The organism is Priestia sp. FSL R5-0597 (genome assembly GCF_038006305.1).
Taxonomy (GTDB): Bacteria; Bacillota; Bacilli; order Bacillales; family Bacillaceae_H; genus Priestia; species Priestia zanthoxyli.
In genome coordinates, this window is sequence record NZ_JBBOUZ010000001.1 from 1,012,964 (window position 1) to 1,038,140 (window position 25,177).

At 36.6% G+C, this 25,177-nt stretch carries 27 protein-coding genes; 25 read left to right on the forward strand and 2 right to left on the reverse strand.

Annotation, left to right across the window (positions count from 1 at the left end; translation table 11 throughout):
• The first annotated feature begins 3 nt into the window (after positions 1-3).
• From MKX72_RS05225 to MKX72_RS05290, 14 genes are all read left to right on the forward strand, one after another.
• Positions 4-1,629 (forward strand): DUF6792 domain-containing protein, encoded by a 1,626-nt coding sequence (locus tag MKX72_RS05225; RefSeq protein WP_155008408.1) that lies wholly within the window; start codon positions 4-6, stop codon positions 1,627-1,629.
• On the forward strand, positions 1,630-1,992 hold the full coding sequence (locus MKX72_RS05230) for a hypothetical protein (protein ID WP_155008407.1): 363 nt from the start codon (positions 1,630-1,632) through the stop codon (positions 1,990-1,992). It abuts the gene before it with no gap.
• A gap of 106 nt (positions 1,993-2,098) precedes the next feature.
• On the forward strand, positions 2,099-2,785 hold the full coding sequence (locus MKX72_RS05235; protein ID WP_098579084.1) for a hypothetical protein: 687 nt from the start codon (positions 2,099-2,101) through the stop codon (positions 2,783-2,785).
• A 166-nt stretch (positions 2,786-2,951) separates the two neighbouring features.
• Positions 2,952-3,638, forward strand: a complete 687-nt coding sequence (locus tag MKX72_RS05240) for a hypothetical protein (protein WP_155008406.1) — start codon at positions 2,952-2,954, stop codon at positions 3,636-3,638.
• A 92-nt stretch (positions 3,639-3,730) separates the two neighbouring features.
• Entirely contained in the window at positions 3,731-4,429 is a 699-nt protein-coding gene (locus MKX72_RS05245; protein ID WP_155008405.1) for a hypothetical protein, read from the forward strand.
• Positions 4,426-5,091 (forward strand): hypothetical protein, encoded by a 666-nt coding sequence (locus MKX72_RS05250; RefSeq protein WP_034269895.1) that lies wholly within the window; start codon positions 4,426-4,428, stop codon positions 5,089-5,091. Before MKX72_RS05245 ends, MKX72_RS05250 begins: the two co-directional genes overlap by 4 nt.
• A 94-nt stretch (positions 5,092-5,185) precedes the next feature.
• Entirely contained in the window at positions 5,186-5,866 is a 681-nt protein-coding gene (locus MKX72_RS05255) for a hypothetical protein (protein ID WP_328592752.1), read from the forward strand.
• A 99-nt stretch (positions 5,867-5,965) separates the two neighbouring features.
• On the forward strand, positions 5,966-6,664 hold the full coding sequence (locus MKX72_RS05260; RefSeq protein WP_033578232.1) for a hypothetical protein: 699 nt from the start codon (positions 5,966-5,968) through the stop codon (positions 6,662-6,664).
• The gene (locus MKX72_RS05265; protein ID WP_033578233.1) at positions 6,661-7,347 is read left to right on the forward strand and encodes a hypothetical protein; all 687 of its coding nucleotides are present in this window, start codon (positions 6,661-6,663) and stop codon (positions 7,345-7,347) included. Before MKX72_RS05260 ends, MKX72_RS05265 begins: the two co-directional genes overlap by 4 nt.
• A 251-nt stretch (positions 7,348-7,598) precedes the next feature.
• Positions 7,599-8,276, forward strand: a complete 678-nt coding sequence (locus MKX72_RS05270) for a hypothetical protein (RefSeq protein ID WP_098626086.1) — start codon at positions 7,599-7,601, stop codon at positions 8,274-8,276.
• Between the two features lie 110 nt (positions 8,277-8,386).
• On the forward strand, positions 8,387-9,064 hold the full coding sequence (locus tag MKX72_RS05275) for a hypothetical protein (protein ID WP_033578235.1): 678 nt from the start codon (positions 8,387-8,389) through the stop codon (positions 9,062-9,064).
• Between the two features lie 236 nt (positions 9,065-9,300).
• Positions 9,301-9,465, forward strand: a complete 165-nt coding sequence (locus MKX72_RS05280; protein ID WP_228123028.1) for a hypothetical protein — start codon at positions 9,301-9,303, stop codon at positions 9,463-9,465.
• Between the two features lie 266 nt (positions 9,466-9,731).
• A complete protein-coding gene (locus tag MKX72_RS05285) occupies positions 9,732-10,505 on the forward strand; it encodes an EAL domain-containing protein (protein WP_155008403.1) in 774 nt (257 codons plus the stop codon).
• Positions 10,506-10,729: 224 nt separating this feature from the next.
• Complete coding sequence (locus MKX72_RS05290; protein WP_155008402.1) at positions 10,730-12,703, forward strand: sensor domain-containing diguanylate cyclase; 1,974 nt, start codon at positions 10,730-10,732, stop codon at positions 12,701-12,703.
• Positions 12,704-12,726: 23 nt separating this feature from the next.
• Here the strand turns inward: MKX72_RS05290 and MKX72_RS05295 are convergent, their stop codons facing one another.
• Positions 12,727-13,041: a winged helix-turn-helix transcriptional regulator gene (locus MKX72_RS05295; RefSeq protein ID WP_013055757.1), complete on the reverse strand. Its 315-nt coding sequence runs from the start codon at positions 13,039-13,041 to the stop codon at positions 12,727-12,729.
• Positions 13,042-13,330: 289 nt separating this feature from the next.
• On the opposite strand from MKX72_RS05295, the gene MKX72_RS05300 reads away from it, so the two are divergent.
• Positions 13,331-14,182, forward strand: a complete 852-nt coding sequence (locus MKX72_RS05300; protein ID WP_034269910.1) for a RhaT/GlcU family sugar-proton symporter — start codon at positions 13,331-13,333, stop codon at positions 14,180-14,182.
• 62 nt (positions 14,183-14,244) lie between these two features.
• Positions 14,245-15,030 carry a glucose 1-dehydrogenase gene (gene gdh, locus MKX72_RS05305; protein WP_014461262.1) on the forward strand — a complete coding sequence of 262 codons (786 nt, stop codon included), beginning with the start codon at positions 14,245-14,247 and terminating at the stop codon, positions 15,028-15,030.
• A 194-nt stretch (positions 15,031-15,224) separates the two neighbouring features.
• On the opposite strand, the gene MKX72_RS05310 is transcribed toward gdh, so the two are convergent.
• Positions 15,225-16,187, reverse strand: a complete 963-nt coding sequence (locus MKX72_RS05310; protein ID WP_013055760.1) for a bile acid:sodium symporter family protein — start codon at positions 16,185-16,187, stop codon at positions 15,225-15,227.
• Positions 16,188-16,388: 201 nt separating this feature from the next.
• Here MKX72_RS05310 and MKX72_RS05315 point away from each other — a divergent pair, with 201 nt between their 5' ends.
• From MKX72_RS05315 to MKX72_RS05355, 9 genes are all read left to right on the forward strand, one after another.
• Positions 16,389-16,589: a DUF3311 domain-containing protein gene (locus MKX72_RS05315; RefSeq protein ID WP_013055761.1), complete on the forward strand. Its 201-nt coding sequence runs from the start codon at positions 16,389-16,391 to the stop codon at positions 16,587-16,589.
• On the forward strand, positions 16,586-18,049 hold the full coding sequence (locus MKX72_RS05320; protein WP_155008401.1) for a sodium:solute symporter family protein: 1,464 nt from the start codon (positions 16,586-16,588) through the stop codon (positions 18,047-18,049). Before MKX72_RS05315 ends, MKX72_RS05320 begins: the two co-directional genes overlap by 4 nt.
• 85 nt (positions 18,050-18,134) lie before the next feature.
• The gene (locus MKX72_RS05325; protein WP_080754383.1) at positions 18,135-18,314 is read left to right on the forward strand and encodes a hypothetical protein; all 180 of its coding nucleotides are present in this window, start codon (positions 18,135-18,137) and stop codon (positions 18,312-18,314) included.
• Positions 18,315-18,908: 594 nt separating this feature from the next.
• The gene (locus MKX72_RS05330) at positions 18,909-20,216 is read left to right on the forward strand and encodes a sensor histidine kinase (RefSeq protein WP_155008400.1); all 1,308 of its coding nucleotides are present in this window, start codon (positions 18,909-18,911) and stop codon (positions 20,214-20,216) included.
• A 1-nt stretch (position 20,217) separates the two neighbouring features.
• Positions 20,218-21,141 (forward strand): response regulator, encoded by a 924-nt coding sequence (locus tag MKX72_RS05335; protein WP_108674455.1) that lies wholly within the window; start codon positions 20,218-20,220, stop codon positions 21,139-21,141.
• Between the two features lie 216 nt (positions 21,142-21,357).
• Positions 21,358-22,629 carry a cation:dicarboxylate symporter family transporter gene (locus tag MKX72_RS05340; protein ID WP_028407730.1) on the forward strand — a complete coding sequence of 424 codons (1,272 nt, stop codon included), beginning with the start codon at positions 21,358-21,360 and terminating at the stop codon, positions 22,627-22,629.
• Between the two features lie 133 nt (positions 22,630-22,762).
• The gene (locus MKX72_RS05345) at positions 22,763-22,942 is read left to right on the forward strand and encodes a YfhD family protein (RefSeq protein ID WP_013055768.1); all 180 of its coding nucleotides are present in this window, start codon (positions 22,763-22,765) and stop codon (positions 22,940-22,942) included.
• A 499-nt stretch (positions 22,943-23,441) separates the two neighbouring features.
• The gene (locus tag MKX72_RS05350; RefSeq protein WP_155008399.1) at positions 23,442-23,906 is read left to right on the forward strand and encodes a C40 family peptidase; all 465 of its coding nucleotides are present in this window, start codon (positions 23,442-23,444) and stop codon (positions 23,904-23,906) included.
• A 195-nt stretch (positions 23,907-24,101) separates the two neighbouring features.
• On the forward strand, positions 24,102-24,977 hold the full coding sequence (locus MKX72_RS05355; RefSeq protein ID WP_155008398.1) for an N-acetylmuramoyl-L-alanine amidase family protein: 876 nt from the start codon (positions 24,102-24,104) through the stop codon (positions 24,975-24,977).
• The last annotated feature ends 200 nt before the right edge of the window (positions 24,978-25,177 follow it).

Genomic DNA, 25,177 nt, shown 5'->3' on the forward strand with positions numbered 1-25,177 from the left:
ATTATGGAACAGAAAGAAATTTTAGATAACAGTATTAGAAATAAAATCGTTCAGTTAGAATATAGTGATTTAACAAATAAAGAAGAGAAAATAAGGAAAATATACAAAGAAGAAACAGGGAAAGAACCTCCTGAATTTAAAATATATACAAGTGAAGAGATGGGGATTGGAAAAACCTCAGGGATGGATGGAGCAGCTATACACTTTTATGATAAAGGTCAAAAGATAAATCAGGTATATTATATTTTCAGAGGAACAGAACCTTCCAAAGATTTCGGAGATGTTATTTATGACGCTTTAGGTATTGGAGCAGGCAAGAAAGATAACCAGTTAAGAGATGCGTCTATAATGTATGATAAAGTAGAAAAAAAAATAAAAACACAAAATAAAAATAACGATATTAAACTAGTACGTTATGGAGATGGGCATTCACTAGGAGGTAGCTTAATAGTAAGTATCGGGCTTATAAAAAAGACTTTTACTAATATACGGGGTTTAAACGATGCCCCTGTGAATATAAAGCAAATTGTTAGGAATGATACGTCCTTTCGAACGTATTTAAGTCGAACGGAAGGTAGAATCGATAAGATACCTGAAAAAAAAATAATTGAAATAGCCAATACTTACTACAAAAAGCAAAAGGCCACTATCAGCCATACCTGGGTAAAAGGCGAGCCCATGCATGCTCAATCCTTTCCAAACAGCTGGTATGCAGGTAACAAAGTGACGATGCTTGGAGATTTAGATACAGAAGAAATGATTAACATTGGGAAATATCCTTTTCAGAAAGAAGCAAAATGGAACCCAGTGTATATGATAGACCAATTCCGTTATAACCTTGGAGTAAAGACAACATTAGGCGGTTTAGGGTTTGTTAATGATCATGTGAAACAAGAAACGTTGCTTAACCTGCCAGAAACACGTGATCAATACCTTGAGAGTGTAAAAAGATATCCTTTTCTTCATTTTGGAGAGATTAAAGCAGGTATAGGAGTAGGAGCAGTAGTAATGGTAAATACATTTACTAGCCCTGGAGCAACATTTCAGCTTGTTAAAGGAATATCTCAAAGAAATCAAGCAAAACTCCACGGAATTAATTACGTTGTCAAATACACAGAAGCTAATGCTATGAAGACGTATTATCAGGTTTTTGATTCAGGATCTCAGGAAGAAATCTTGCTAGATTATGAACAAATGAAGAAGTTTGTTTATTACTGTGCTAATGCTATTAAAGACAAAGAAGCAAACTTAAATACGCTAAAGCAGTATTTACATAGTGAAATTAACGAAGTCTTCGAAGCTAAGAAGAAAAAGTTAAAAATGAAAATATCCAGAGAAGAAGCTTCTCCCCAGTCATTTATGGAAAAGGCAGATAAAGACGGCGCTACCCTCGCATGGTTTGGACAAAAGCGTGTGGCTGAAAAAGTGACGTTTGACAAAACGTTTGACCCGCTAGACGATAGTGTATTTACTCCTGTTGAAGAGATTATTTCTTCTATTCAAGAGGAAGTTACATACTATCAAAAGTTTCTTGAAGCGTTCTTCCAAAATTTCGAGAAGATGATGGAAGCTGACGAATCGGTAGCTTCAGATATTAAAAGCATGAAAGAAGTAGTAGGGGGGATTTAATTGTTTGATTTTGATTTTACACACACAGGAACAACGAGCGGTAAATACACGTTTGAATTTGATAGTGATGACTTCAAAGACGAGCAGGCAAAAAGGATTAAAGAGTTAATCAAAAAGGATCAAGAAGTAAATGAAAAGCTTTGGCATGCTAAAAGCTATTTAGAAAACCAAACGGGTGAGTTTGCGGATGCGGTTAAAAGTAAATTAGAAGCAGCTGAGCGGGGATATACGCTACGAGCTCAGCAGTATGATACTGGAGCATTTCAGCATATTATGAGTTTTATGCATTCTATTAAAGATATGCATAAGAGAGAGTACGAAATTCGATATAAAGAATCAATGGATGAAAGTGAATTAACATAAGGGATACTGCTATTCCTCAGACAGTGGTCTGAGGGATTTTTATATGTTGAACAATTTACATTAAGTCCTATTTATTTCAAAAGAGTAATAGAGGGAGTGTAGGACAATGAAAAAACGTACGAAGACCCTTTCCGCAATCATTACAGGAGTTGCTATTTTAATAGGAGGAATATGGCTGATAAACGAAAGCCGCTACCCAAACGTCCCTGCTTTTGATGATCACTTTACGCGTGAATTCTTAAACAAAGATAAAAAAGTGGATGATGGGTTTTATGAGTTTGAGTCCAAGACAGGGCAGTATACGATGTGGTTTCCGGAGGAGTATCAGTTGTTACATGAAAATGAACAACAATATGTTAAAAGTGACGATTTTTACGAAAGGTGGAAAGCTTCATCAGTCAAGAAGCATAAAAAAGGAGATCAACTAAATTATTTACAAGTCGAACTATCAGAGAGTAATCCTGATGATGAATCTATTTATGTAGAGAGTCTATTTAAAGGTGAGTTTGGCGCAAATAATCCTGAAAAGTGGGAAACAGCTAATACCCGTATATATTTTGATGCAGCTTATCTTTATTTTAAAGGAACAGAACAACATGTCATCCATGATAAGAATAAATATGCTCCAAATACATACATAGGATACGTAGCAGATAAGTATTCTAATAAGGTAATTGAATTATGGTTTGATGACAGTTTAAATCATCAAACTAATAAGGGGCTTGAGAAAAGAGAGTGGTTTGTAGAAATATTAAATAGTATTCGTTTTAATCAAGAAAATAGCTCAACTTGAATACAAAGGCTTATTTGGTAAAGAAAAAGAAGTCAGAGAGATTTGTGAGTCTCAATAACTTTTAAAAAAGGTATGTCGAAGGAATAAGAACAGATATAACAATTCTAAACTATTCAATATATACAAAGTGAAGTTTGTTCTAAACAATAAAAAAGGATGGGCGACTATGAAGAATCGCATGAAGACTGTTATTGGAGTAATTGTAGGAGTCGCTATTTTAGTAGGAACAATATGGCTGATAAACGAAACACGCTACCCCAACGTGCCAGCTTTTAATGATCACTTCACGCGTAAGTTCTTGAACAAAGATAAAAAAGTGGATGATGGTTTTTATGAGTTTAAGTCAAAAACTGAGCAGTATACGATGTGGTTTCCTAAAGGCTATCAGCTTATAAAGGAGAACGGAGAAGATTACGTAATAAACGGTAATTCTTATGAAAGGTGGATAGCGAAAGAGGTAAATAACAAAGCTGAAAATGCTGGGGGAAGTTATATCGAAATGACATTTTTAAACGCAAGAAAGGCTGAAAATGAATCCTTTACTGTAGACAATATGTTTAAAGAACAGCTAAATGTTACTAAGCCTAATACGTTTGAAACTTCTAGTACAAGAATCTACTATGATTCAGCTTATACATATTTTAAAGGAACACAAGAAGTAATTATGCATCCTAATAAAGAACATGCTCCAAATACATATATAGCATATGTAGCGGATAAACATTCTAATAATGCAATTGAACTGTGGTTTGATAAAAGTGAAAAAAGCAGAAAGAATGATGAAGTAGCAGAGAAAAAATGGTTCCTAACGATATTAAAAAATATTAAGTTCCGTGAGGGGAATGAGGCTTAATAAAGCTCATGTTGAACGATAATTTAAGAAATAAATCAATTTTAACTTAAATACCAAAACCTATCTAGTAGAAATAAAGAGGATGTGCAGCTATGAAAAAAAGGACGAAGACCATTATTGCAGTCCTTGCAGGAACGGTTATTTTAACAGCAGGAATATGGCTAATAAACGAAAGCCGCTACCCCAAAGTCCCTGCTTTTAATGATCACTTCACGCGTAAGTTCTTGAACAAAGATAAAAAAGTGGATGATGGTCTTTATGAGTTTAAGTCAAAAACTGGGCAGTATGCGATGTGGTTTCCAGAGGAGTATCAATTAATACATGAAAATGATGAAGATTATGTCGTGAGTGGAAAAATGTACGAAAGATGGGTAGCAGCTTATACCAAAGAGCATAAAAAGGAACATCAAATTAATTCTATCAGTTTAAAATTTTCAGAAGGAAGAGATCCAGGAGATGAATCTTTTAGCGTAGAAAGTCTTATGAAGAATCGTTTTAATGTAAGTGAACCAAAGGTAATAGAAACTTCTAATACTAGAATTTACTATCAATCTGCTTACATTTATTTTAAAGGGCCCGAGAAGCATGTGATAAATGACAGTAAAGAACATGTCCCAAATACATACGTAGCCTATGTGGCTGATAAGGAATCGACAAAGGTCATTCAATTATCAATGGATCAGGTTGGAGATTTTATAGAAGATAGTAACTTGGAAAAGAATACATGGGTTTTAAATATGTTAAAGAGTATCCATTTTAGAGCAGAAAATAACGGAGATGCCAGAAGATGAAAAAGCATACTAAGACTATCATTGCACTCATTATAGGAGTAACTATTTTAATAGGCGGGGTATGGATAATAAATGAAAGCCGCTATCCAAATGTTCCGGCTTTTAATAATCACTTCACGCGTAAGTTCTTGAACAAAGATAAAAAAGTGGACGACGGGTTTTATGAGTTTGAGTCAAAGACAGGACAGTATACGATGTGGTTTCCAGAGGAGTATCAAATCATACATAAGGATGCTTCGGATTATGTTAAAGATGATACATATTATGAATTTTTGAAAGCCTCTAATAATAGCCGAGATGGATATAAAGGATATATTAATATTGAGCTGTCTGAGAAAAAAACTAATAAAGAAAAGATATATGTAGAGGGCTTATTTAAAAACCGTTTTTATATTAATGATCCTCAAAAATTACAGACAGATACAACAAGAATTTATTACGATAGCGCGTATATCTATTTTAAAGGCACAGATAAAAGAGTAATTACGGATTTTAATAAACGTACCCCAAGTACATATGCTGGCTATATTGCGGACAAAAACTCTGAGCGGGTAATTGAATTTTATTTTGATAGTACAGAACACCTTTCTGAAAAATCAGCAGAAGAACGTGAGGAATGGATTATAAAGATATTAAAGAGTATTACCTTTAAAACAGAATAAAAACAAGGTCTACTCATTCTGTTTTAAACAATAGCTGAAGAAAATTTCTTAATTTTAAAGTTTGTACGAGCAAGGGCAATAAAGGATGTGTGGAATGATGAAAAAACGTAAAAAGACTATTATTGCAGCAATCGTAGGGTCATCTATTCTAATAGGTGGAATATGGCTGATAAACGAAGAACGTTGCCCCAATGCCCCAGCTTTTGATGACCGCTTTACACGTAAGTTCTTGAATAAAGATAAAAAAGTGGACGGCGGGTTTTATGAGTTTAAGTCGAAGACCGGGCAGTATACAATTTGGTTTCCAGAGGAGTACCAGCTGTTGCATGAAAATGAACAGCAGTATGTTAAAGAAGGAAAGTTATATGAGCGTTATAGAGCTGTATCTAATAGCAATGAATTAGAATATATGACAGTTGAATTTTCAAACAAAATAAAAAAAAATGAATCTATTTACGTTGAAAGACTGTTTCAAGAGCAATTTAATTCAAATAAACCTTATAAAATAGAAACTAGAAATGTAAGTATTTATTATGATAAGGCCTATACTTATTTTAAAGGTACTCATAAGCAAGTAAATAGAGAAAAAGAGGGCTACGTGCCTAATGAATATGTAGCCTATATAGCGGATAAACATTCTAATTCAGTTATTAAATTTTATTTTGATAACGTAAAAGCAGAATTAAACGAGAGGCAAGGAAGAGAGCAAGATAAGAGGATTATGAAAATCTTAAAAAGTGTTCAATTTGATGATTTTAAAGATACTAGAAATTAAAATCTTTTTTTGTGGAATAAGAGCGAATCAAAAAAATATATACTATCCAATTTATAATAAGTCCCGTTTATTTCAAAAGAATGAAGGGAGGGTATAACGATGAAAAAGCGTATAAAACTCATTACTGCAGTTATTGCAGGAACAGCTATTTTACTAGGAGCCGTATGGCTAATAAACGAAAGCCGCTACCCCAATGTTCAAGCTTTTGATGATCACTTTACACGTAAGTTCTTGAACAAAGATAAAAAAGTGAACGACGGGTTTTATGAGTTTAAGTCAAAGACAGGGCAGTATACGATGTGGTTTCCCGAGGAGTATCAGCTGTTGCATGAAAATGAACAACAGTATGTAAGAGACGGTAATTTCTATGAAAGATGGAGAGCTTCATCTATTAAAAAGTATAAAGGTGAAAACCAAATAAACAATATACAAGCTACATTTTCAGAAGCAAGAAAACAAGAAAACGAAGAATTTAGTGCAGAAAGTTTATTAAGGAGACGCTTCAATGTCAGTAAACTGGAAAAGCTAGAAACAGATGAAGTTCGAATCTACTATCAATCAGCTTATATCTACTTTAGAGGGGCAGAAAAATACGTTATAAATGATAAAAATAAGCATGCCCCTAATACATATGTGGCATATGTAGCTGATAAAAACTCTAAAAAAGTTATTCAGCTGTCTTTTAATAGTATTGGTGGGCGTTCAGATAACTCTGAGCCTATAAAAGAAGAGTGGTTTATAAAACTTTGTAAAAGTATCAATTTTAATAAGCCAAACAACGGAGATGTAAGAGGATGAAAAAACATACGAAGACTATTATTCTAGTCATTGTAGGAGCCGCTATTTTAATAGGCGGCATATGGGGCGTAAACGAAAGCCGTTATCCCAACGCCCCAGCTTTTGATGACCATTTTACACGTAAGTTCTTAAACAAAGATAAAAAAGCGGATGATGAGTTTTATGAATTTAAGTCTAAGACAGGTCAGTATACGATGTGGTTTCCAGAGGAGTATCAAATGCTACATGATGCTTCAGAGTATTACTCTGTAAATGGAAAATCATATGAAAATTGGTCTGCTTCATATAGGAAGATGGCTGGAAAAAATAAATCAATCCACTATATTAAGGTTGAATTTTCAAAGAATGATAAGAACTCTGAGCCTATTTATGTGAAGGGATTATTTGAAGAGCAATTAAAAGATAGTAATCCTAAAGAAATAGAAACTTCACGTACTCGCATATATTATGACTATGCTTATGCATATTTCAAGGGAACTGAAAGGCATGTAGTACATAACAGTAAAGTTCATTTACCTAATACCTATACAGCTTATGTAGCAGATAAAAATTCTAATAAGGTTATAAAATTCTCATACGACAGTATAGGTGAAGGTACAGAAACTAGCCAAGAAAAAAGGAAGTTATGGTTTTTGACAATATTAAAAAGTATTAATTTTAGCGAGGATAAAAGTCGTGAGTGAAAACCTTTATTAAGTAACGATATAAGAAACAAAATAACTCTGCTTGAGTACAGTGGATTATAGGGATGAAAGTGAATGAACATAAGAGATGCAGCTATTGCTCAGACAATGATTTGAGCAATTTTTATATGTTTAATAACTACAAATAGATGAGTAAGCAGTATGTAGCATACATAGCAGTAGATTTAAATAAAACTATTCAAATAATATTAAATGTGGTTTATTTCAAGCAATGAAGGGAGTGTGTAACAATGAAAAAACGTACCAAGGCCATTATTGCAGTTATTGTAGGAGCCGCTATTTTAATAGGTGGCATACGGGGCGTAAACGAAAGTCGCTATCCTAACGCCCCAGCTTTTGATGACCACTTTACACGTAAGTTCTTGAACAAAGATAAAAAAGTGGACGACGGGTTTTATGAGTTTAAGTCGAAGACAGGTCAGTATACGATGTGGTTTCCAGAGGAGTATCAAGTTTTACATAAATATCGCGAAGATTACACTAGAAATGGCGAATCATATGAAAATTGGTCAGCCTCTTATATTAAACCCTACGAAAATGATCAACAAACATACGCTATCAAGGCTGAATTTTCCGAGAACGACATGAAATCAGAATTAATTTATGTAGAGAGTTTATTTAAAGAACAATTAGACAGTAAAAAACCTAAACAGTTAGAAACCTCTCATACAAGAATTTATTATGATTATGCCTATACATATTTTCGTGGTACTAACCAACATATAGTACATGACAGTAAAGAAAATCCGCCCAACCTTTATGTAGCATATGTAGCAGATAAAAGCTCTGATAAGGTAATCAAATTAATATATGATAGTGTAGGGGAAAATACAGAAACAAATAAAATGGATAGAAAGAAATGGTTTTTAAAAATGTTGCAAAGTATTAAATTTGTTAAGGGAAATTAATTATAAGCAAAAGCTTTTTTTAGCATAAGCGCAACAAATCAAAATGCTAAAGACTATTCAATATATAAGGATTAAAGTTTGTTCCAAACGATAAAGTAGAGGGGACGCCAATGAAAAAACGTTCGAAAGTTATCATGATAGTTATCACAGGAGCTGCTATTTTAATAGGAGCAATATGGCTGATAAACGAAAGCAGCTACCCCAACGTTCCAGCTTTTGATGATCACTTTACGCGCAAGTTCTTAAACAAAGATGAAAAAGCGGATGATGGGTTTTATGAGTTTAAGTCAAAGACAGGGCAGTATACGATGTGGTTTCCAGAAGAGTATCAAGTTTTACATAAAAATAGAGAGGATTATGCTATCAATAATGATTCTTACGAGAGCTGGTGGGCTGTCTACAATGAAGAAGTTGAAGGTAAAACACAAGCGAATTATATAAAAACTGAGTTTTTAACCAGTAATCCTGCAGATGAGAGTATTCACGTTGAGGCTTTATTTAAAAGAAGATTTGGATTAAGTGTTCCTAATAAGATTGAAAACTCACAGACGAGGATTTACTACCAATCAGCTTATATTTATTTCAAAGGAACAGAAAAGCGTGTAATAGTAGATAAGAAGAAACATATTCCTAATACATACTTGGCATATGTAGCAGATAAGCGTTCTAATAAAATAGTACAGATTTCCTTCGATAGCAGCGATAAATATAAAAGCGGTGATGAAGAAAAAAAGCAAGAATGGTTTTTAAAAATGCTAAAAAATATTCGTTTTAATGAAGGGAAATAGTAGAGAATTTATAGAGAAGAAGAGGTAACAAGTTAGATGAAGAAAGTTATAGGATTTGCTTAGCTGTAGGTGCAATATTTTTTGTAATGTCTTGAATGGGCTGTTATCCTTGGTTTTCCAACTAGCATCTATTTATCAACATGAGCAACTTGTCTATGATTACAAACTAACGATAAGAGGTTATTGCGCTAAGTATATAGTAAACGTAAACTTCACATATTAGGTGTTTCTAGCGGTTGATTGGAGGGCAATGCGAAGACTCCTGCGGGAAAAGCGGAGCAGGTGGGACCCCGCAGGAGCGCAAGCGACGAGGAGGCTCAGCGGCCGCCCGCGGAAAGCGAAGCCATGCACGGAAATCAAACGCGGTGTCCCAAGCAATCTATACTAGTCCCTTTATTTAATTTGCTCATCTTTAGATGGGGTTGAGTTGCTTATGTCTCAATCTCTTGTTTGAAACATCCTTTACAGCCTATCTATCAAAAGCATAAAAGCCTCTAAAACACTTCTTTGTTGCTATCATAAGCCTCCAGCAAGTCCCAAAATACTAAATCGCCTAATGGAATATCTTACTTTTAATGGACAATTATCTGTTTTTAGGATATATTTTTATAAGTTTAGGTTATGGAAGAAATAGTATATTGAAAACGAAAGGTGATTAAACGAAAGAATGGATGCTCATGTTTTAAAGGAACTGACGTATGAAGACTTTCAGTTTGTATATCAGCCTATTTATGCGCTGGATTCGTGGGAGACGCTAGGTTTTGAGGCTTTGCTGCGCACGGCTTTCGCAAAAGGGCAAATTGAAGAGTTGTTTTCACTGGCAAGACGCCATAATTATTTGTACAAGCTTGATACGATGGCAATTGAAGGGGCTATAAAGAACTTTCCGTTTGAGGTATTGAAATCTGAGGATTTATTTATCAATGTGTTTCCCTCTACTCTTCTCCACCCGCATTTCCAACGGTTTTTAACATATCTGTTGAACACCTATAAAAATGCGAAACATCGTATTGTATGGGAGTTAAATGAAACGCTTCATGAAAAGATTTTATGGGAATCACCAGCTCTTTTTGCCCGAGTAATGAGTTTGAAAGAGGCCGGTTTCAAAATTGCGATTGATGATTTTGGAGCAGGAGCCGCGGCGATGAGACAGGTAAGCATGTATGAGCCTTACTATATGAAATTGGACCGAAGCTATGCTGAAGGACTAGCCGACTGCAAGCAAAAGAAAGATCTGATTGATTTGCTTGTTAATTATTATCCGCATACGAATCTCATTTTAGAAGGCGTTGAACGAGATAAAGATTTAGCCGCAGCGATTTCGTTAAACCTACATGCTGCCCAGGGCTATTTGCTGGGAATGCCGCAGTCAATCTCTTCCTACTTAACTTATAATAAGTACCGCAGTTTATTCAGACGAGAAAGGCTATTGAACTCTTAAACCATAAACTTCACGGAATAGATCATTTATCGTAATATGAGAACGGGTAATTAGACTTACATGCAACGCAGATATCTTGAATTTTTATAAAATTATGTGATTTTGTACGATTGTTAAAATATTTTAAGAGATAAAGAAGACGTGTTGGTTTGGGAGAATGAGTGAATGGCATATCAAAACAAGACGTTTAGTGAAATTCCAAAGGCAGATGGAGGATATTTAGTATGTATAGTGAAGGGGTATTCCAATTTTATTTTATGAATATGCCGCAGCCTGTTATTTTAATTCAGCAAGAAAAACATCAGCTATATTATAAAGAATGTAACAAAGCAGCTCAGCAATTCTTTGACAAAATGGAAAACGAGATAATCAACAAAGAAGAAAATCTGCTTTTTTACACACTTTGTGAAAAAGCCATTGCCACGAAAGAACCGATTCAATATCAACACATACAGCTTTTTCAGCCCGACCGGCATGCATATGAAGTAACTTTTACTCCTCTTTTTAATCAAGCGACAAACCCTTCACATGTCCTTGTCATGGCTCAAGAAATTCATTATAAAAAAACACAGGAAGAGAGCACGCGTTTACTCGATGCGTTTCTAGAAAACACGGTAGACGCCATTCTAATTGCTGATTGTGATGAGAAGGTCTTAACAGTCAATGGAGCATTTGAAAAGCTATTTCAGTGGAGAAAAGAAGAAGCTATAGGAAAAAGCCGTCAAGAGATGAACATCGTGTCAAAGAAAGAGGAACAAGAAAACCTTAAATTAATAGCAGAATTAAAAAATGGTAAGACGCTGTCTCCTTATGAAACAGTCAGGTACAAAAAAAGCGGCGAAAGCGTGTGTGTATCTGTCAGCTGTTCACCGATTTATGACCATCAAAATCAACTGGTCGCCTATTCAGTGATTTACCGAGATATCACAGCTATTAAAAGATTAGAATTAGAGCTCATAAAAAGCAAACAGTGGTACAAATCGCTATTTACAAACCACCACCACGCAGTTTGTATGCTGAATTTGGACGGCACGATTTTAAATATCAACAGCGCATTCTTAGAAACGCTGCAGCTTTCTGCAAGCGATGTGCTGCATAAAAATTACCGAGACATTGCTAAAAGACTGGGAGCCTGTAATTACAAACGTTGGAATGTATATGAAGAAATTAGTTATAGTACAGAGCTAACATTCCGAAGAAGCCAACATTCTATACAACATGTGTATATTACAACGATTCCTGTTAAAGTAAATAATCAAACGGTTGGCGCCTATGCAATCCTACACGATATCACGCCTCAAAAAGAAGCAGAAGAACAGCTGGCGTATACGCTGAAAGAACTTGAAAATATAAAATATGCGCTTGATGAATCAGCTAGCGTTATGATTATAAATGCAAGTGGAACTATTACCTATGTGAATGATATGTATGTACAGTATTCAGGTTATGAAAAAGAAGATTTAGTAGGGAAGTATTATCGAGATGCAGGGCTTAATCATGACCACCGTGAGCTGCTTGAAACAATAAAAAGCGGAAAAGTATGGCGAGGACAGCTTGAAATGGGGACGAAGCATCATCAGTCATACTGGGTATCGAAAACAATTGTGCCGTTAAAAGATATAGACGGAAATATTACTCATTATGTATCCATTCATAATGATATTACTGAACAAAAAGCGCTAGAAAATAAACTTCATTTTGAAGCCACTCACGATAGTTTAACAGGTCTTCCTAATCGGGCGATGTTATTAAAAGAGTTAAACAAAGTAATTGAAAAAGGGCAGCAAAAAAGCGATGAGTTTTTTGCGCTTTTGTTTCTTGACTGTGATAATTTTAAGCAGATTAACGATGAATATGGCCATCATATAGGCGACGAATTTCTAAAAGCATACACGAAGAGATTAAAGAGCTGTGTGAGGAAAGGTGATCGTATTTATCGTTTGGGCGGAGACGAGTTTATCATTATTTTAAACGTAACAAATGGACGAGAAATTGAACAAATTGCTAGGCGAATTCACGTATCTCTTCAGCAAAGCTGGAATGTACGGGGCTATTGTTTGCGCACCACAACTACCATCGGCGTCTCTATTTATCCAGAAGACGGGGAATCGGCTGCTTCATTATTAAAAAATGCAGATGATGCGTTATATAAAGGAAAAAGAGAAGGGAAAAATAATTATATCCTCTATCAAACGTAAAAAAAGCCTCCAAAGAGGCTTTTTTATTTTATCCATGTTTTTGCCCACTTGCTGACGGGTCCTAAGATCATACCAAGCTCTGATCCTTTTTTAGTTAAGATATATTCAATACGAACCGGACGTTCAGGAATAACGTGCCGGATTACAATTCCTTCTTCTTCTAACTCTTTCATTCGTTCGGTTAACATTCGTTTACTTAAAGAGGGAATGCTGCTGTGAATTTCACTAAAGCGTTTAGGACCGCTCATCAGGACATAAATAATTAACCCGTTCCATCTTTTTCCTATTATATCAAACGTTTTCCACACTTTTGGACATAACTCATCAAATTCATTCATTCATGCCACCTACTTTATTGTATATAGGATATTAAAAGTAACCCTTATAATGTTATTATATACTAGCATTTGGATAATGAAAAGGCTATCTTTTTTTATTTTCAAAACTTTCAGTAGCTTGGAAACGCTGTATTGTAAAGTTTTTAAAAAAAGTCACAGAATCGACATATTATTATTGACGTATCAAGAAAAAAGGTCTAAGATTGGTTACATAAAGTTACCTAGTTAAATAAAAGGTACTTTAAATTTACAATTACATCAAGAGTTTGAGAAAGAAGGTTAGTATCAAATGGATATCCTTTTGGCTATTCTTCCTGCGATTTTCTGGGGAAGTATTGTCCTGTTCAACGTTAAATTGGGCGGAGGTCCTTACAGTCAAACGCTTGGGACTACAATTGGTGCGCTGATCTTTTCAGCCGTTATTTATTTCGTAGTTCATCCAGTGTTGACGCCGCTTATTTTTATTGTCGGAATCGTTTCAGGATTATTTTGGGCAGTTGGGCAAAGTAATCAGTTGAAAACGATTGATTATATTGGTGTTTCAAAAACCATGCCAATTTCAACTGGTATGCAGCTTGTGACAACATCACTATTTGGTGTTATCGTGTTTCACGAGTGGTCAACAACAACAACCGTTATTTTAGGCGTGTTAGCTCTTATTTTCATTGTTATTGGTATCGTGCTAACATCACTAGAAAGCGAAAAAAATGCAGAGCAATCTGGACAATTCAAAAAAGGGATTATTACCCTTATTGTTTCAACAATTGGATACTTAGTGTATGTAGTTGTCGCTCGTTTATTTAATGTAGACGGCTGGTCGGCACTATTCCCACAAGCTATTGGTATGTTAATTGGTGGACTTATACTTACTTATAAACACAAACCGTTTAATAAATACGCAATTCGCAACATTATTCCAGGCCTTATTTGGGCAGCTGGTAACATGTTCTTATTTATCTCTCAACCTAAAGTAGGGGTTGCAACAAGCTTCTCATTATCACAAATGGGAATCGTTATTTCAACGCTTGGCGGTATCTTCTTACTTGGAGAAAAGAAAACAAAGCGTCAGCTTATTTCAATTACGATTGGTATTGTGCTCATCATTTTAGGTGGCGTATTCCTCGGAATGGCTAAAAGTTAACGTTTACGTAAAAGTTAATGATAGTATGTATGAATAAATGAAAACACTAGGAGGATTTTATTATGTATACAGATTTAAAAGATAAAGTAGTTGTAATTACAGGTGGATCAACAGGTTTAGGTCGCGCAATGGCTGTTCGTTTCGGTCAAGAAGAAGCAAAAGTTGTTATTAACTATTACAACAATGAAGAAGAAGCTTTAGATGCGAAAAAAGAAGTAGAAGAAGCAGGCGGACAAGCAATCATCGTTCAAGGCGACGTAACAAAAGAAGAAGACGTTGTAAATCTTGTTCAAACAGCTATTAAAGAATTCGGTACATTAGACGTTATGATTAACAACGCTGGTGTTGAAAACCCAGTTCCTTCTCATGAGCTATCTTTAGACAACTGGAACAAAGTTATTGATACAAACTTAACAGGTGCATTCTTAGGAAGCCGTGAAGCAATTAAATATTTCGTTGAAAACGACATTAAAGGAAACGTTATTAACATGTCTAGTGTTCACGAAATGATTCCTTGGCCATTATTTGTTCACTATGCAGCAAGTAAAGGCGGTATGAAACTAATGACGGAAACATTGGCTCTTGAATATGCGCCAAAAGGTATCCGCGTAAATAACATTGGACCAGGTGCGATGAACACACCAATCAACGCTGAAAAATTCGCAGATCCTGTACAACGTGCAGACGTAGAAAGCATGATTCCAATGGGTTACATCGGTAAACCAGAAGAAGTAGCATCAGTTGCAGCATTCTTAGCATCATCACAAGCAAGCTATGTAACAGGTATTACATTATTTGCTGATGGTGGTATGACGAAATATCCTTCTTTCCAAGCAGGAAGAGGCTAATAGTTTAGAATCAATGTAGAAAAAAGAGACATGGCAAAAAGCGCCATGTCTTTTTTTTCTATACCTAAGAGAATTTCACCCCCCCCTTTCGGGGTTGGTGAAATTCTCCTAGGTAAAAGCTTTTAAGAACTTTTTAAAACCTTTTTGGGAAGGTTCAAGGGAGCTTTTTATGCTTCCCTTATAAGTTTATTGTATTAGCCAGCCATTTTTTTGTTAGACGATGGCTGGTTTTTGTCTTTTAGTTTGCTGAAGATAAAGGCTAGCACTGAGCCTGAGATGTTGTGCCAGACGCTGAAGATGGCGCTTGGGACAGCGGCTAGCGGCGAAAAGTGAGTGGAAGCGATAGTGACACCGAGCCCTGAGTTTTGCATGCCAACTTCCATTGCGACCGCTTTTTGTTTGGCTAGATCCATTCCGCATAAGCGGGCAAAGAAGAAGCCGATTGTGAAACCAAGAATGTTGTGAAGCACAACTACGGCAAAAATGATACCGCCTGTTTTAGCAAGCTGCGCTTGGCTTCCTGCCACAACGGCAGATACAATCAAAACAATTGCGACTACTGAAACAAGGGGAAGAGCTTTGGAACTTGCTTCTGCAGCTTTTCCAAAAAACTTTTTGATTGTAAATCCAAGAGCAAGCGGAATGATGACAACTTGTATAATGGAAATAATAAGAGACATGATATCAATATCGACCCACTTGCTTGCAAATAATAAAATAAGAAGCGGTGTAACAATCGGTGCTAAAATGGTTGAAACAGAAGCGATAGCAACTGCGAGCGCAACGTTTCCTCGAGCCAAAAAGACCATTACGTTTGATGATGTGCCGCTTGGACAGCAGCCTACTAAAATAACGCCCACTGCTATTTCTTTTGGTAAATCTAAGCCAATCGCCAAACCGAATGCGAGAAGCGGCATAATGATAAAATGCCCCACCACGCCTAGTGCTACTTCTTTCGGTCTTCGAAATACTTCGCTGAAATCAGACGCTGACAGCGTTAATCCCATTCCAAACATGACAATTCCTAAAAGCGGAACGATATACTTTCCAATCCATACAAAGTGCTCGGGGAATGAATAGGCAATAACGGAAATTAAAATAACCCAAAGCGTAAATGTTTTTCCTGCAAATGTACTGATTTTCTCTATTGTTTTCATCTGTACGATACCTCCTGCGAACTATAAGAAGAAATTATACTATTTATTCAGAAAAATGAAAACAGTATTTTTGTAAAATAGTACAGAATATTTTATCTTTTGGAGATTATTTCAGCTTATATGCAAGCATTCCTTCATTGAATACACAGAATATGTGGTAATATAAAGAAGTTAGTTTTAGAAAGTCGGAGGAGTTTAGTCATGAAATTTATCTATATTTTGTCTGTCCTTCCGTTCGTAGGCATATTAGGTTTTCTTCCTTTTGTTAATCGAGTGACTCCGTTTGTTCTCGGTATGCCGTTCAATATGTTTTGGATGGTAATATGGGTGGTGCTTACGTCCATTATTTTAGGGGTTATGTATAAGCTTGATCCCAGAAATCGGGAAGGGGAAGAAGAATGAATAGTGCACTTATTATTATTTTACTATTTTTAGTGGCAGCTATTTTTCTTGGCATACGATCAACCAAAGGCAAGGATATGAACTTGGAGCAGTGGACGGTAGGCGGACGCGGTTTCGGGGCTATTTTAGTGTTTGTGCTGATGGCCGGAGAAATCTATACAACGTTTTCGTTTCTAGGCGGAAGCGGATGGGCTTATGGAAAAGGAGCTCCTGCACTTTATGTCTTAATTTATATTAGCTTATCATATGTCTTATCATACTGGCTTCTTCCTGTTATTTGGAAGTATGCAAGAGATCATAAGCTCGTCTCGCAGCCTGATTTTTTTGTAAGCAAATATAAAAGCCCTTACCTTGGTGTGCTTGTAGCTGCTGTAGGAGTGATTGCGGTCATTCCTGTTATTGTTGTGCAGTTAAAAGGATTGGGAATTATTGTATCACAAGCATCATACGGCGCCATTTCAATGCCGGCAGCCATTTGGATGGGGGCTATCAGTTTAACGCTGTATGTGATGATATCCGGTATCCACGGTTCTGCATGGACGGCCGTTATTAAAGATATTATGATGCTTGCTGTGATTGGATTTTTAGGTATTTATTTACCTTTTCATTATTACGGAGGATACGGTCCAATGTTTGAAGCGGTGAATACAGCGAAGCCAGGATTTTTAAAGTTTCCTGAGCAAGGATTAAGCGTCTCGTGGTTTATTTCGACCGTTATTTTACTAGTACTTGGGTTTTATATGTGGCCGCAGGTGTTTAGCTCAAGCTATACAGCGAAAAATGCAAAGGTATTTCGTAAGAATGCAATCATTAGTCCTCTTTATACCTTAATGCTGCTCTTTGTGTTTTTTGTTGGATTTGCAGCTATTTTAAAAGTTCCTGGTTTAAGCGGAGGGGACGTGGATCTTGCGCTATTACGTATCTCAATCCAAACGTTTGATCCTTGGTTTATTGGAATTATAGGAGGAGCGGGTTTGCTGACAGCGCTTGTGCCGGGATCGATGCTGTTAATGAGTGCGTCAACGCTGCTGGCTAAAAACATATACAAACCGTTTGCGCCTCAAGCAAGCGAAGCGCGTATTGCTCGTTTAGCGAAAAGCTTTGTACCGGTTGTGGCACTCATTTCCGTTTACTTTACGCTAAACGGAGGAACGACGCTATCAACAATTATTTTGATGGGCTATAGTCTAATGACACAGCTGTTTCCATCTCTGCTTTTCAGTTTGAAGAAAAATAACTTTGTAACGAAACAAGGAGCAGCGTGGGGGATTGTTGCTGGAATTATTGTAGTGGCCTATATTACAATCAGGGGCTCTACGATTGGTACGTTGTTCCCGTCACTGCCTCAGCAAATGAAAGATATCAACGTCGGATTTATTGCGCTGCTTATCAACTTTATCGTAATGTGGGCAGTCAGTATGCTCACAAAGCAAAACGAAGCTGGGACAAAAGTATATTAGACGAAGTGAAAAACGAACCATTGATCAACACGTTTGATTAGTGGTTCGTTTTTTTGTTAGGGTCAACGGTAGACCCTTCTAGCAGTTGATTGGAGGGCAAGACGAAGACTCCTGCGGGAAAAGCGGAACAGGTGAGACCCCACAGGAGCGCAAGCGACGAGGAGGCTCAGCGGCCGCCCGCGGAAAGCGACGTCTTGCACGGAAATCAACTGCGGTGTCACAAGCGGTTCAGCTCATGTCTACCGTTTGTTCGTCTTTAGATTAGATTCATCTCATTATGTCTCAGCCTTGTTTTTTCTAATCAAACAGCAAAGAGCCAAAGGAATAGGATCATCCTTTGGCTCTTTACGTGGCTTTTAACCGATAATTTGTAAAATTTCCTACATCAACTGATTTACGCTAAAGCGGGAACTCGGTCGTTATAGTAAATAACTTCCGATAGGATCTTACACCCTTTAATCTCCTGAAATGTCTTTTTCGCCTCTACCTCTGATTCAAATTCAAACATAGTCGGACTTTGGTTTTTCGAGTAAACGGTAATGATCCACATTGTAAAATAAGCTCCCCCTGTAAAATAATAGTTTTCCTTTTTAGTGTAGCTATCAGGTGATGTAATAATAATTGAATAGTTGTGATACAGCCTCACATTTTAAAAGGTACTTCTACTATACAACAAAAATTACAAAATAAAACAAGAAAATCTAAAAAACTACAAAGAATAATGAAAGAGAATAAATAACCGTTTATATATGGGCTATATTTATAAATGGAAGTGGGAGTGCAAAAAATATAGGAAGAGCGATTGTCTTTTAGATTGCTAAACTATATACTTATGTTCAAAAAGTGCAGGACGTGAACGATGAAAGTTGATACGGTAGTAAAAAAAGATGTTTTACTCATTTTGGTGATGATAGTTGTTGTGCCGCTAGCAGGAGAGCTTAAATATTATCCTTTTCATGATACGTATAGAGTCAGCTTTGCTGTGCCCATTTTTTTCTTTTCACTGCTGCTTTTAAGAAAGGTATCTCCTGTAATACCAGGTATTTTAGTTGCGAGTGCTATAGTGGGCTTTCGAATGTACCTTGATTGGTATAATTACGAATCATTTGATTTTCTGCATTCTTTGCAGATTCGATGCTCAGCAGGGATTTATTATCTTGTTTATGCCATTGCTTTTTCTTGGTTTAAGATTAACGATTTTCATTCAAAGCCGTGGATTATTGGCATATGGAGCATCATCATCGAAACGATTTCAGGTGGCATGGAACTGCTTTGTATGTATGTGATGGTTCACCATCATATTGTGTTTCCGGAGTTCATGCAAATTTTTATTGTAGGCGTCTTTCGAAGTTTCTTTGTTTTATGTCTGTTTAGCATGATCAAGCTTTACGAAGGGCAGCTGAGAGAACGGCAAATCTCTCAAAAAAATGATCAGCTGCTTGTTGTGCTTTCAAATTTGTATGAAGAATCCATTCATTTGAAAAAAACGCTGCAAGACGCTGAGAGAATTACGAAAAAGTCGTATGATTTATATGAAGAACTACACGAAGCAGATATCCACCAGCTTACTTCGCTGCACGAATTTAGCCAAAAAGCATTACAAATTGCAGGAGAAGTACATGATATTAAAAAAGACAACCAGCGGATATCAGCAGGACTGTCCAAGGTCATTACAAAAGAGGAATTTTCTGAGTATATGGAAATCGAAAGTCTGCTTCAAATCGTCATGCGCAGCAATGAAAAGTATGCGGCGATGTTAGCAAAAGATATTCATTTTTCATATTCGGTTCTAGGAGAGCATCCTCGCTATCACGTGTACTTGTTTTTATCATTAATTAATAACTTAGTAACGAATGCAGTCGAAGCGATTGAAAAAGAAGGCGCGATTATTATCGACGTCTGCCGAGAAGAAGACCGCATTTTACTATATGTAAGAGACAGCGGTCCCGGTGTAAAAAAAAGGCATGAACGTCTCATTTTTAAAGCGGGATTTACATCCAAATACGCAAAGGACGGGACGCCTTCTACAGGTCTTGGGCTTGTCTACGTTAAGCAAATGACCGAGCAGCTGGGCGGGAGTATTCAATTTATTAATCTGTCTCCAAGCCCCGGTGTTCAATTTACTATAGATTTACCTATTTCTACGTTAATGGGGGATAAGGACTAATATGCGATTTTATATCATAGATGATGACGAAGTCTTTCGTTCAATGTTAGCTGAAATTATTGAAGATAATGATTTAGGAGAGGTTATAGGGGAGGCAGAAGACGGAATTGTCTTAAATGATCAATCTTCTCTATTGCAGCAGATTGATATTTTATTTATTGATTTGTTGATGCCCATTCAAGACGGAATCGAAACCGTGCGCAAAATAAAAGATACTTTTAAAGGCAAAATTATTATGATGTCACAGGTAGAAACAAAAGATTTGATTGGAAAAGCCTACTCGCTTGGCATTGAATACTATATCACGAAGCCGCTTAATCGTATGGAAGTGCTCATGGTCATTCAAAAAGTAATTGAACGAATTCATGTTCAACAATCAATGGAGAAAATTCAAGAATCGTTAAATACCGTACTTAATATAGGAAACCAGCAAAAAACGCCTGCTTCTGGTAAAAAAGAAAGCGATCCGGCAGAAGCGTGCAGGTTTCTTTTAAGAGAACTTGGGATTTTAGGAGAAAGCGGAAGTAAAGATTTAATCGAAATCATCAATTACCTGCATCAAACAGAAAAAAGCACGATGTATGAACAGCATTTTCCGTCTCTCAAAGAAATTTTTGAGAAAATTACCGTGAGAAAGCTTGGTTCACCTTTTTCAGAAGACGTGCTGCAAAAAGAAATGAAAGCAGCCGAACAGCGAGTCAGAAGAGCCATTTATCAGTCTTTAAATCATTTGACTTCCCTTGGAATGGTTGATTTCTTTAATCCTAAATTTGAAAATTACGCTTCTAAGTTTTTCGATTTTTCAATGGTGCATCAGCGCATGAGAGATATAGAAAAAGGAACGGGCAAAAGCAGTACGCCAAGTCGTATAAATGTAAAGAAATTTATTCAAATGCTCTATTATGAAGTCAAACAAACGCTGTAGCAAAAAAACTACAGCGTTTTCATTTTGTAATTTTCTAAAAACTTTTTGTTAGTTTCAGTAGGTTTTTGTTAGATTTTGTGATGCCTATGATAATGTAATCTTATGAATAAAAGAACTACTTAATAAACAGTTCTTAATGGAATTGTATCTGTTGAATACATTAAGTGCAAATAAACAGCTTCGAGCTGTTAGAAAAAAGAAGGAAGGTGCAAAGATATGTTCAAAAAGCTTGGATTAGCAGGACAAATTCTAATTGGTTTGATTGCAGGTATTATTGTAGGGGCCATTTTTTACGGAAATCCTAAAGCAGTTGAAGTACTGCAGCCAATTGGAGACGTATTCATTCATTTAATTAAAATGATCGTAGTGCCGATTGTTATATCTAGTATCATTGTGGGCGTTGCGGGTGTTGGTGATATTAAGAAGCTTGGTAAATTAGGCGGAAAAACAATTCTTTACTTTGAAATCATTACAACGGTTGCCATTGTTGTAGGCTTATTAGCAGCTAATTTGCTTCACCCTGGTACTGGTGTGGACCGCAGCGGTCTTGAAAAATCAGATATCAGCAGCTACACATCAACGGCAGAAGCTACAGAGCAAAAAGGATTTGTAGAAACATTTGTTCACATCGTCCCAACGAATGTATTTGAGTCAATTGCTGCAGGCGACATGCTGCCAATTATTTTCTTCTCGGTCCTATTTGGACTTGGAATTGCATCAATCGGTGAAAAAGGAAAGCCGGTTCTAAGATTTTTTGAAGGCACGGCAGAAGCGATGTTTTGGGTAACGAATTTAGTTATGAAGTTTGCACCGTTTGGCGTATTTGCATTAATCGGTGTAACCGTATCAAAATTTGGACTAGCGTCTCTGATTCCGCTTAGTAAGCTTGTAATTGTTGCTTACGGCACAATGATTTTCTTTGTATTAGTGGTGCTAGGACTTGTAGCTAAATGGGCTGGCGTTAACATCTTCCACTTATTAAAAGTGCTAAAAGATGAACTGCTATTAGCATTTTCAACTGCAAGTTCAGAAACAGTATTACCGCGTATTATTGCGAAAATGGAAAAGTTCGGATGTCCTAAAGCCATTACATCTTTTGTTATTCCGACGGGGTATTCGTTTAACTTAGATGGATCTACTCTTTATCAAGCGCTTGCTGCGATCTTTATTGCGCAAATGTACGGTATTGATATGAGCATCACACAGCAAATTTCACTGATATTAATTTTAATGGTTACATCTAAAGGAATTGCAGGAGTTCCGGGCGTATCGTTTGTTGTACTGCTTGCAACGCTTGGATCTGTAGGACTTCCGGTAGAAGGCCTTGCTTTTATCGCTGGAATCGACCGTTTGTTAGATATGGGACGTACAGCGGTAAACGTAATTGGAAACTCACTTGGTGCAATCGTCATTTCGAAGTGGGAAGGTCAATTTAACGATAAAGACAAGGAAGCTTATATTAACGAAGTAACGAAAAAAGTATCGTAATTACAAACGTATTTTAGTTGAAGGAAGATCCGAACGAGTAATCGTTCGGATTTTTTCGTTTGAATTTGCTTTGAAAAGTTGGGAATAGTAACTAAAGATGAAAAACAAATGATTGATACAAGGAGGTCACAACATGGGAAGAGCAAATAATCACAAATCATCACATAACAACAAAGGGTCACTGCCTCAAACACCAAAAGAGTTAAAAATTGCTCCGGATCAAGCAAATGAAGAATTTTCACGCGAGTTAGCGCAGCATCATGATGCTAAAGCGAAACAGGACTTAATTTTGAAACAGCAAAAAGAAAAGTAAAAGAAAAAAAACTGAGACATAATGAAATGAATCCAGCCTAAAGACGAATAAATGAGATACATGACCTGGACTGCTTGTGACACCGCAGTTGATTTCCGTACAAGGCTTCGCTTTCCGCGGGCGGGCGCTGAGCCTCCTCGTCGCTTGCTCTCCTGCGGGGTCTCACCTGCTCCGCTTTTCCCGCAGGAGTCTTCGCCTTATCCTCCAATCAACTGCTAGAAGGAACGAAACAAATAATACTATGTTCACAATCACAAAAAAACGAACCACTAATCAGACATGCTGATTAGTGGTTCGTTTTTCCCTAAGTGAAAAATGCTTTTGTCCCATCCTCTTTTTGATAAACAACTAAAGATAAAAATTCCTAAGTAACCATTTTGTAACATTATTTAATCATAGCGTAATAGTTTTTGAGGCTTTTTTCATTATAATTAAACCGAACACATTGAAAAATAGGTTCATAGAAACGTAACGTTCGGTTACATAATGGAGGAAAAAAATGAAAAAAGCCATCATTGGGTCTATAACGGCAGCTGCAGTTTTATTTAGCGGAGCCAGTCCGTTTATTGCACCTGCTCAAACAGTGGAAGCAGCGTCATATTCATACAAAGATACGGCTATTGCTACTGGTAAAAAATTAATAGGTGTTCCTTATAAATGGGGAGGCACAACAACAAAAGGTTTTGACTGCTCGGGATTTATTCAATACATTTTCAAAAAAGCTGGAAAAACACTTCCGCGCACAACGGAACAAATGTATCGAGTAGGGACAAGCGTTTCAAAAGCAAAGCTTCAAAAAGGAGATTTAGTTTTCTTTCAAACGTATAAAAAAGGTGCTTCACATGTAGGCGTGTACTTAGGAAATAATCAGTTTCTTCAAGCTTCTACGTCTAAAGGCGTGACGATTACATCTCTTAGCAACAGCTACTGGAAAGCACGTTATATTGGTGCAAAACGGATTTAATCATCCGTCATTTTTTTGGAAAACAACACTACATTGTGTAGTGTTGTTTTTGTTTGCATATACATAACATATTGCAGATATTATTTTTAACGTTTTATACAAAAAAAACCATATTCTGTGAGATAATAACGTTAACACATTTTGTACTTTAACATAAGGAATATCCCACTCTATTCGAAAGTTTGGTGAGCGAAGATGAAGCGCTTAGTATGGAGTTATGGAATAGGTATTGTTGCAATAGTAGCAGTACTCTCATTTTTCTTTATGATGAAAGGTCAAACCGAGAAAGCCGTCGTTAGCGGAAATGTACCAAAAGCTCATGCGCAGGAAGAAAGAGTGAAGCAGCCCATCTCACAGTTCCGAGCATTACAGCCTGATAAAACAGGTAATGAAGTGGAAAATGTAAAAAACAACATGCCTGCAAAAGCCGATCCGCCTCCTTTTTTAGTCTACATTGACCCTGGTCATCAAGCTCAGGCTAACCTAGAGAAAGAGCCAATCGGGCCGGGAGCAGCGGAAACAAAAATAAAAGTTTCCGGAGGTACATCAGGTGTGGTGACCAAGAAGCCGGAATACAAGCTGACGTTGGAAGCCTCTATGATATTAAAACAGCTTCTCGAAGAAAAAGGCATAACCGTAAAGCTTACTCGCAGTTCTCACGATGTGAATATCAGCAACCGGGAACGAGCGGAGCTTGCGAATAATTCAAAAGCTGACTTACACGTACGTATCCATGCAGATGGTTCTGAAAATACTTCTGTAAAAGGATTTTCTGTGCTCACTCCTGCAGAAGATAATTCCTATACAAAGTCTATTTATCAAAGCAGTTTACAAGCATCTCAAGCTATTCTGACAGAGGTGGAAAAAGATCAGTTTGTCGAAGTGGACGGCATTCGCTATCGCAGTGATCTTTCAGGATTTAACTGGTCGATTGTACCTGTAACGCTAGTTGAACTGGGGTATATGACGAATTCAGAAGAAGACCGGAACCTGTCTGATCAGGCTTACCTTACAAAGCTGATGAATCATGTTGCAGACGGTATCGTGGCATATGAAGGAATGACAAAATAAAAGGTGGAAAGACCTATAAAAGCGTGTGACTAAATCAATTGATTTATGTCACACGTTTTTTTTGTCGTTCATATGATATAAAAAAGCGTTTTTTCGACAAAAAAATGGACGAGCAGAAAAGAAAACTAGGTAAAATGCTTTAATTTTTATAGAACTGTGTCGATATAACGAGAGATATTAAAATGCGTTAGACAGTACAT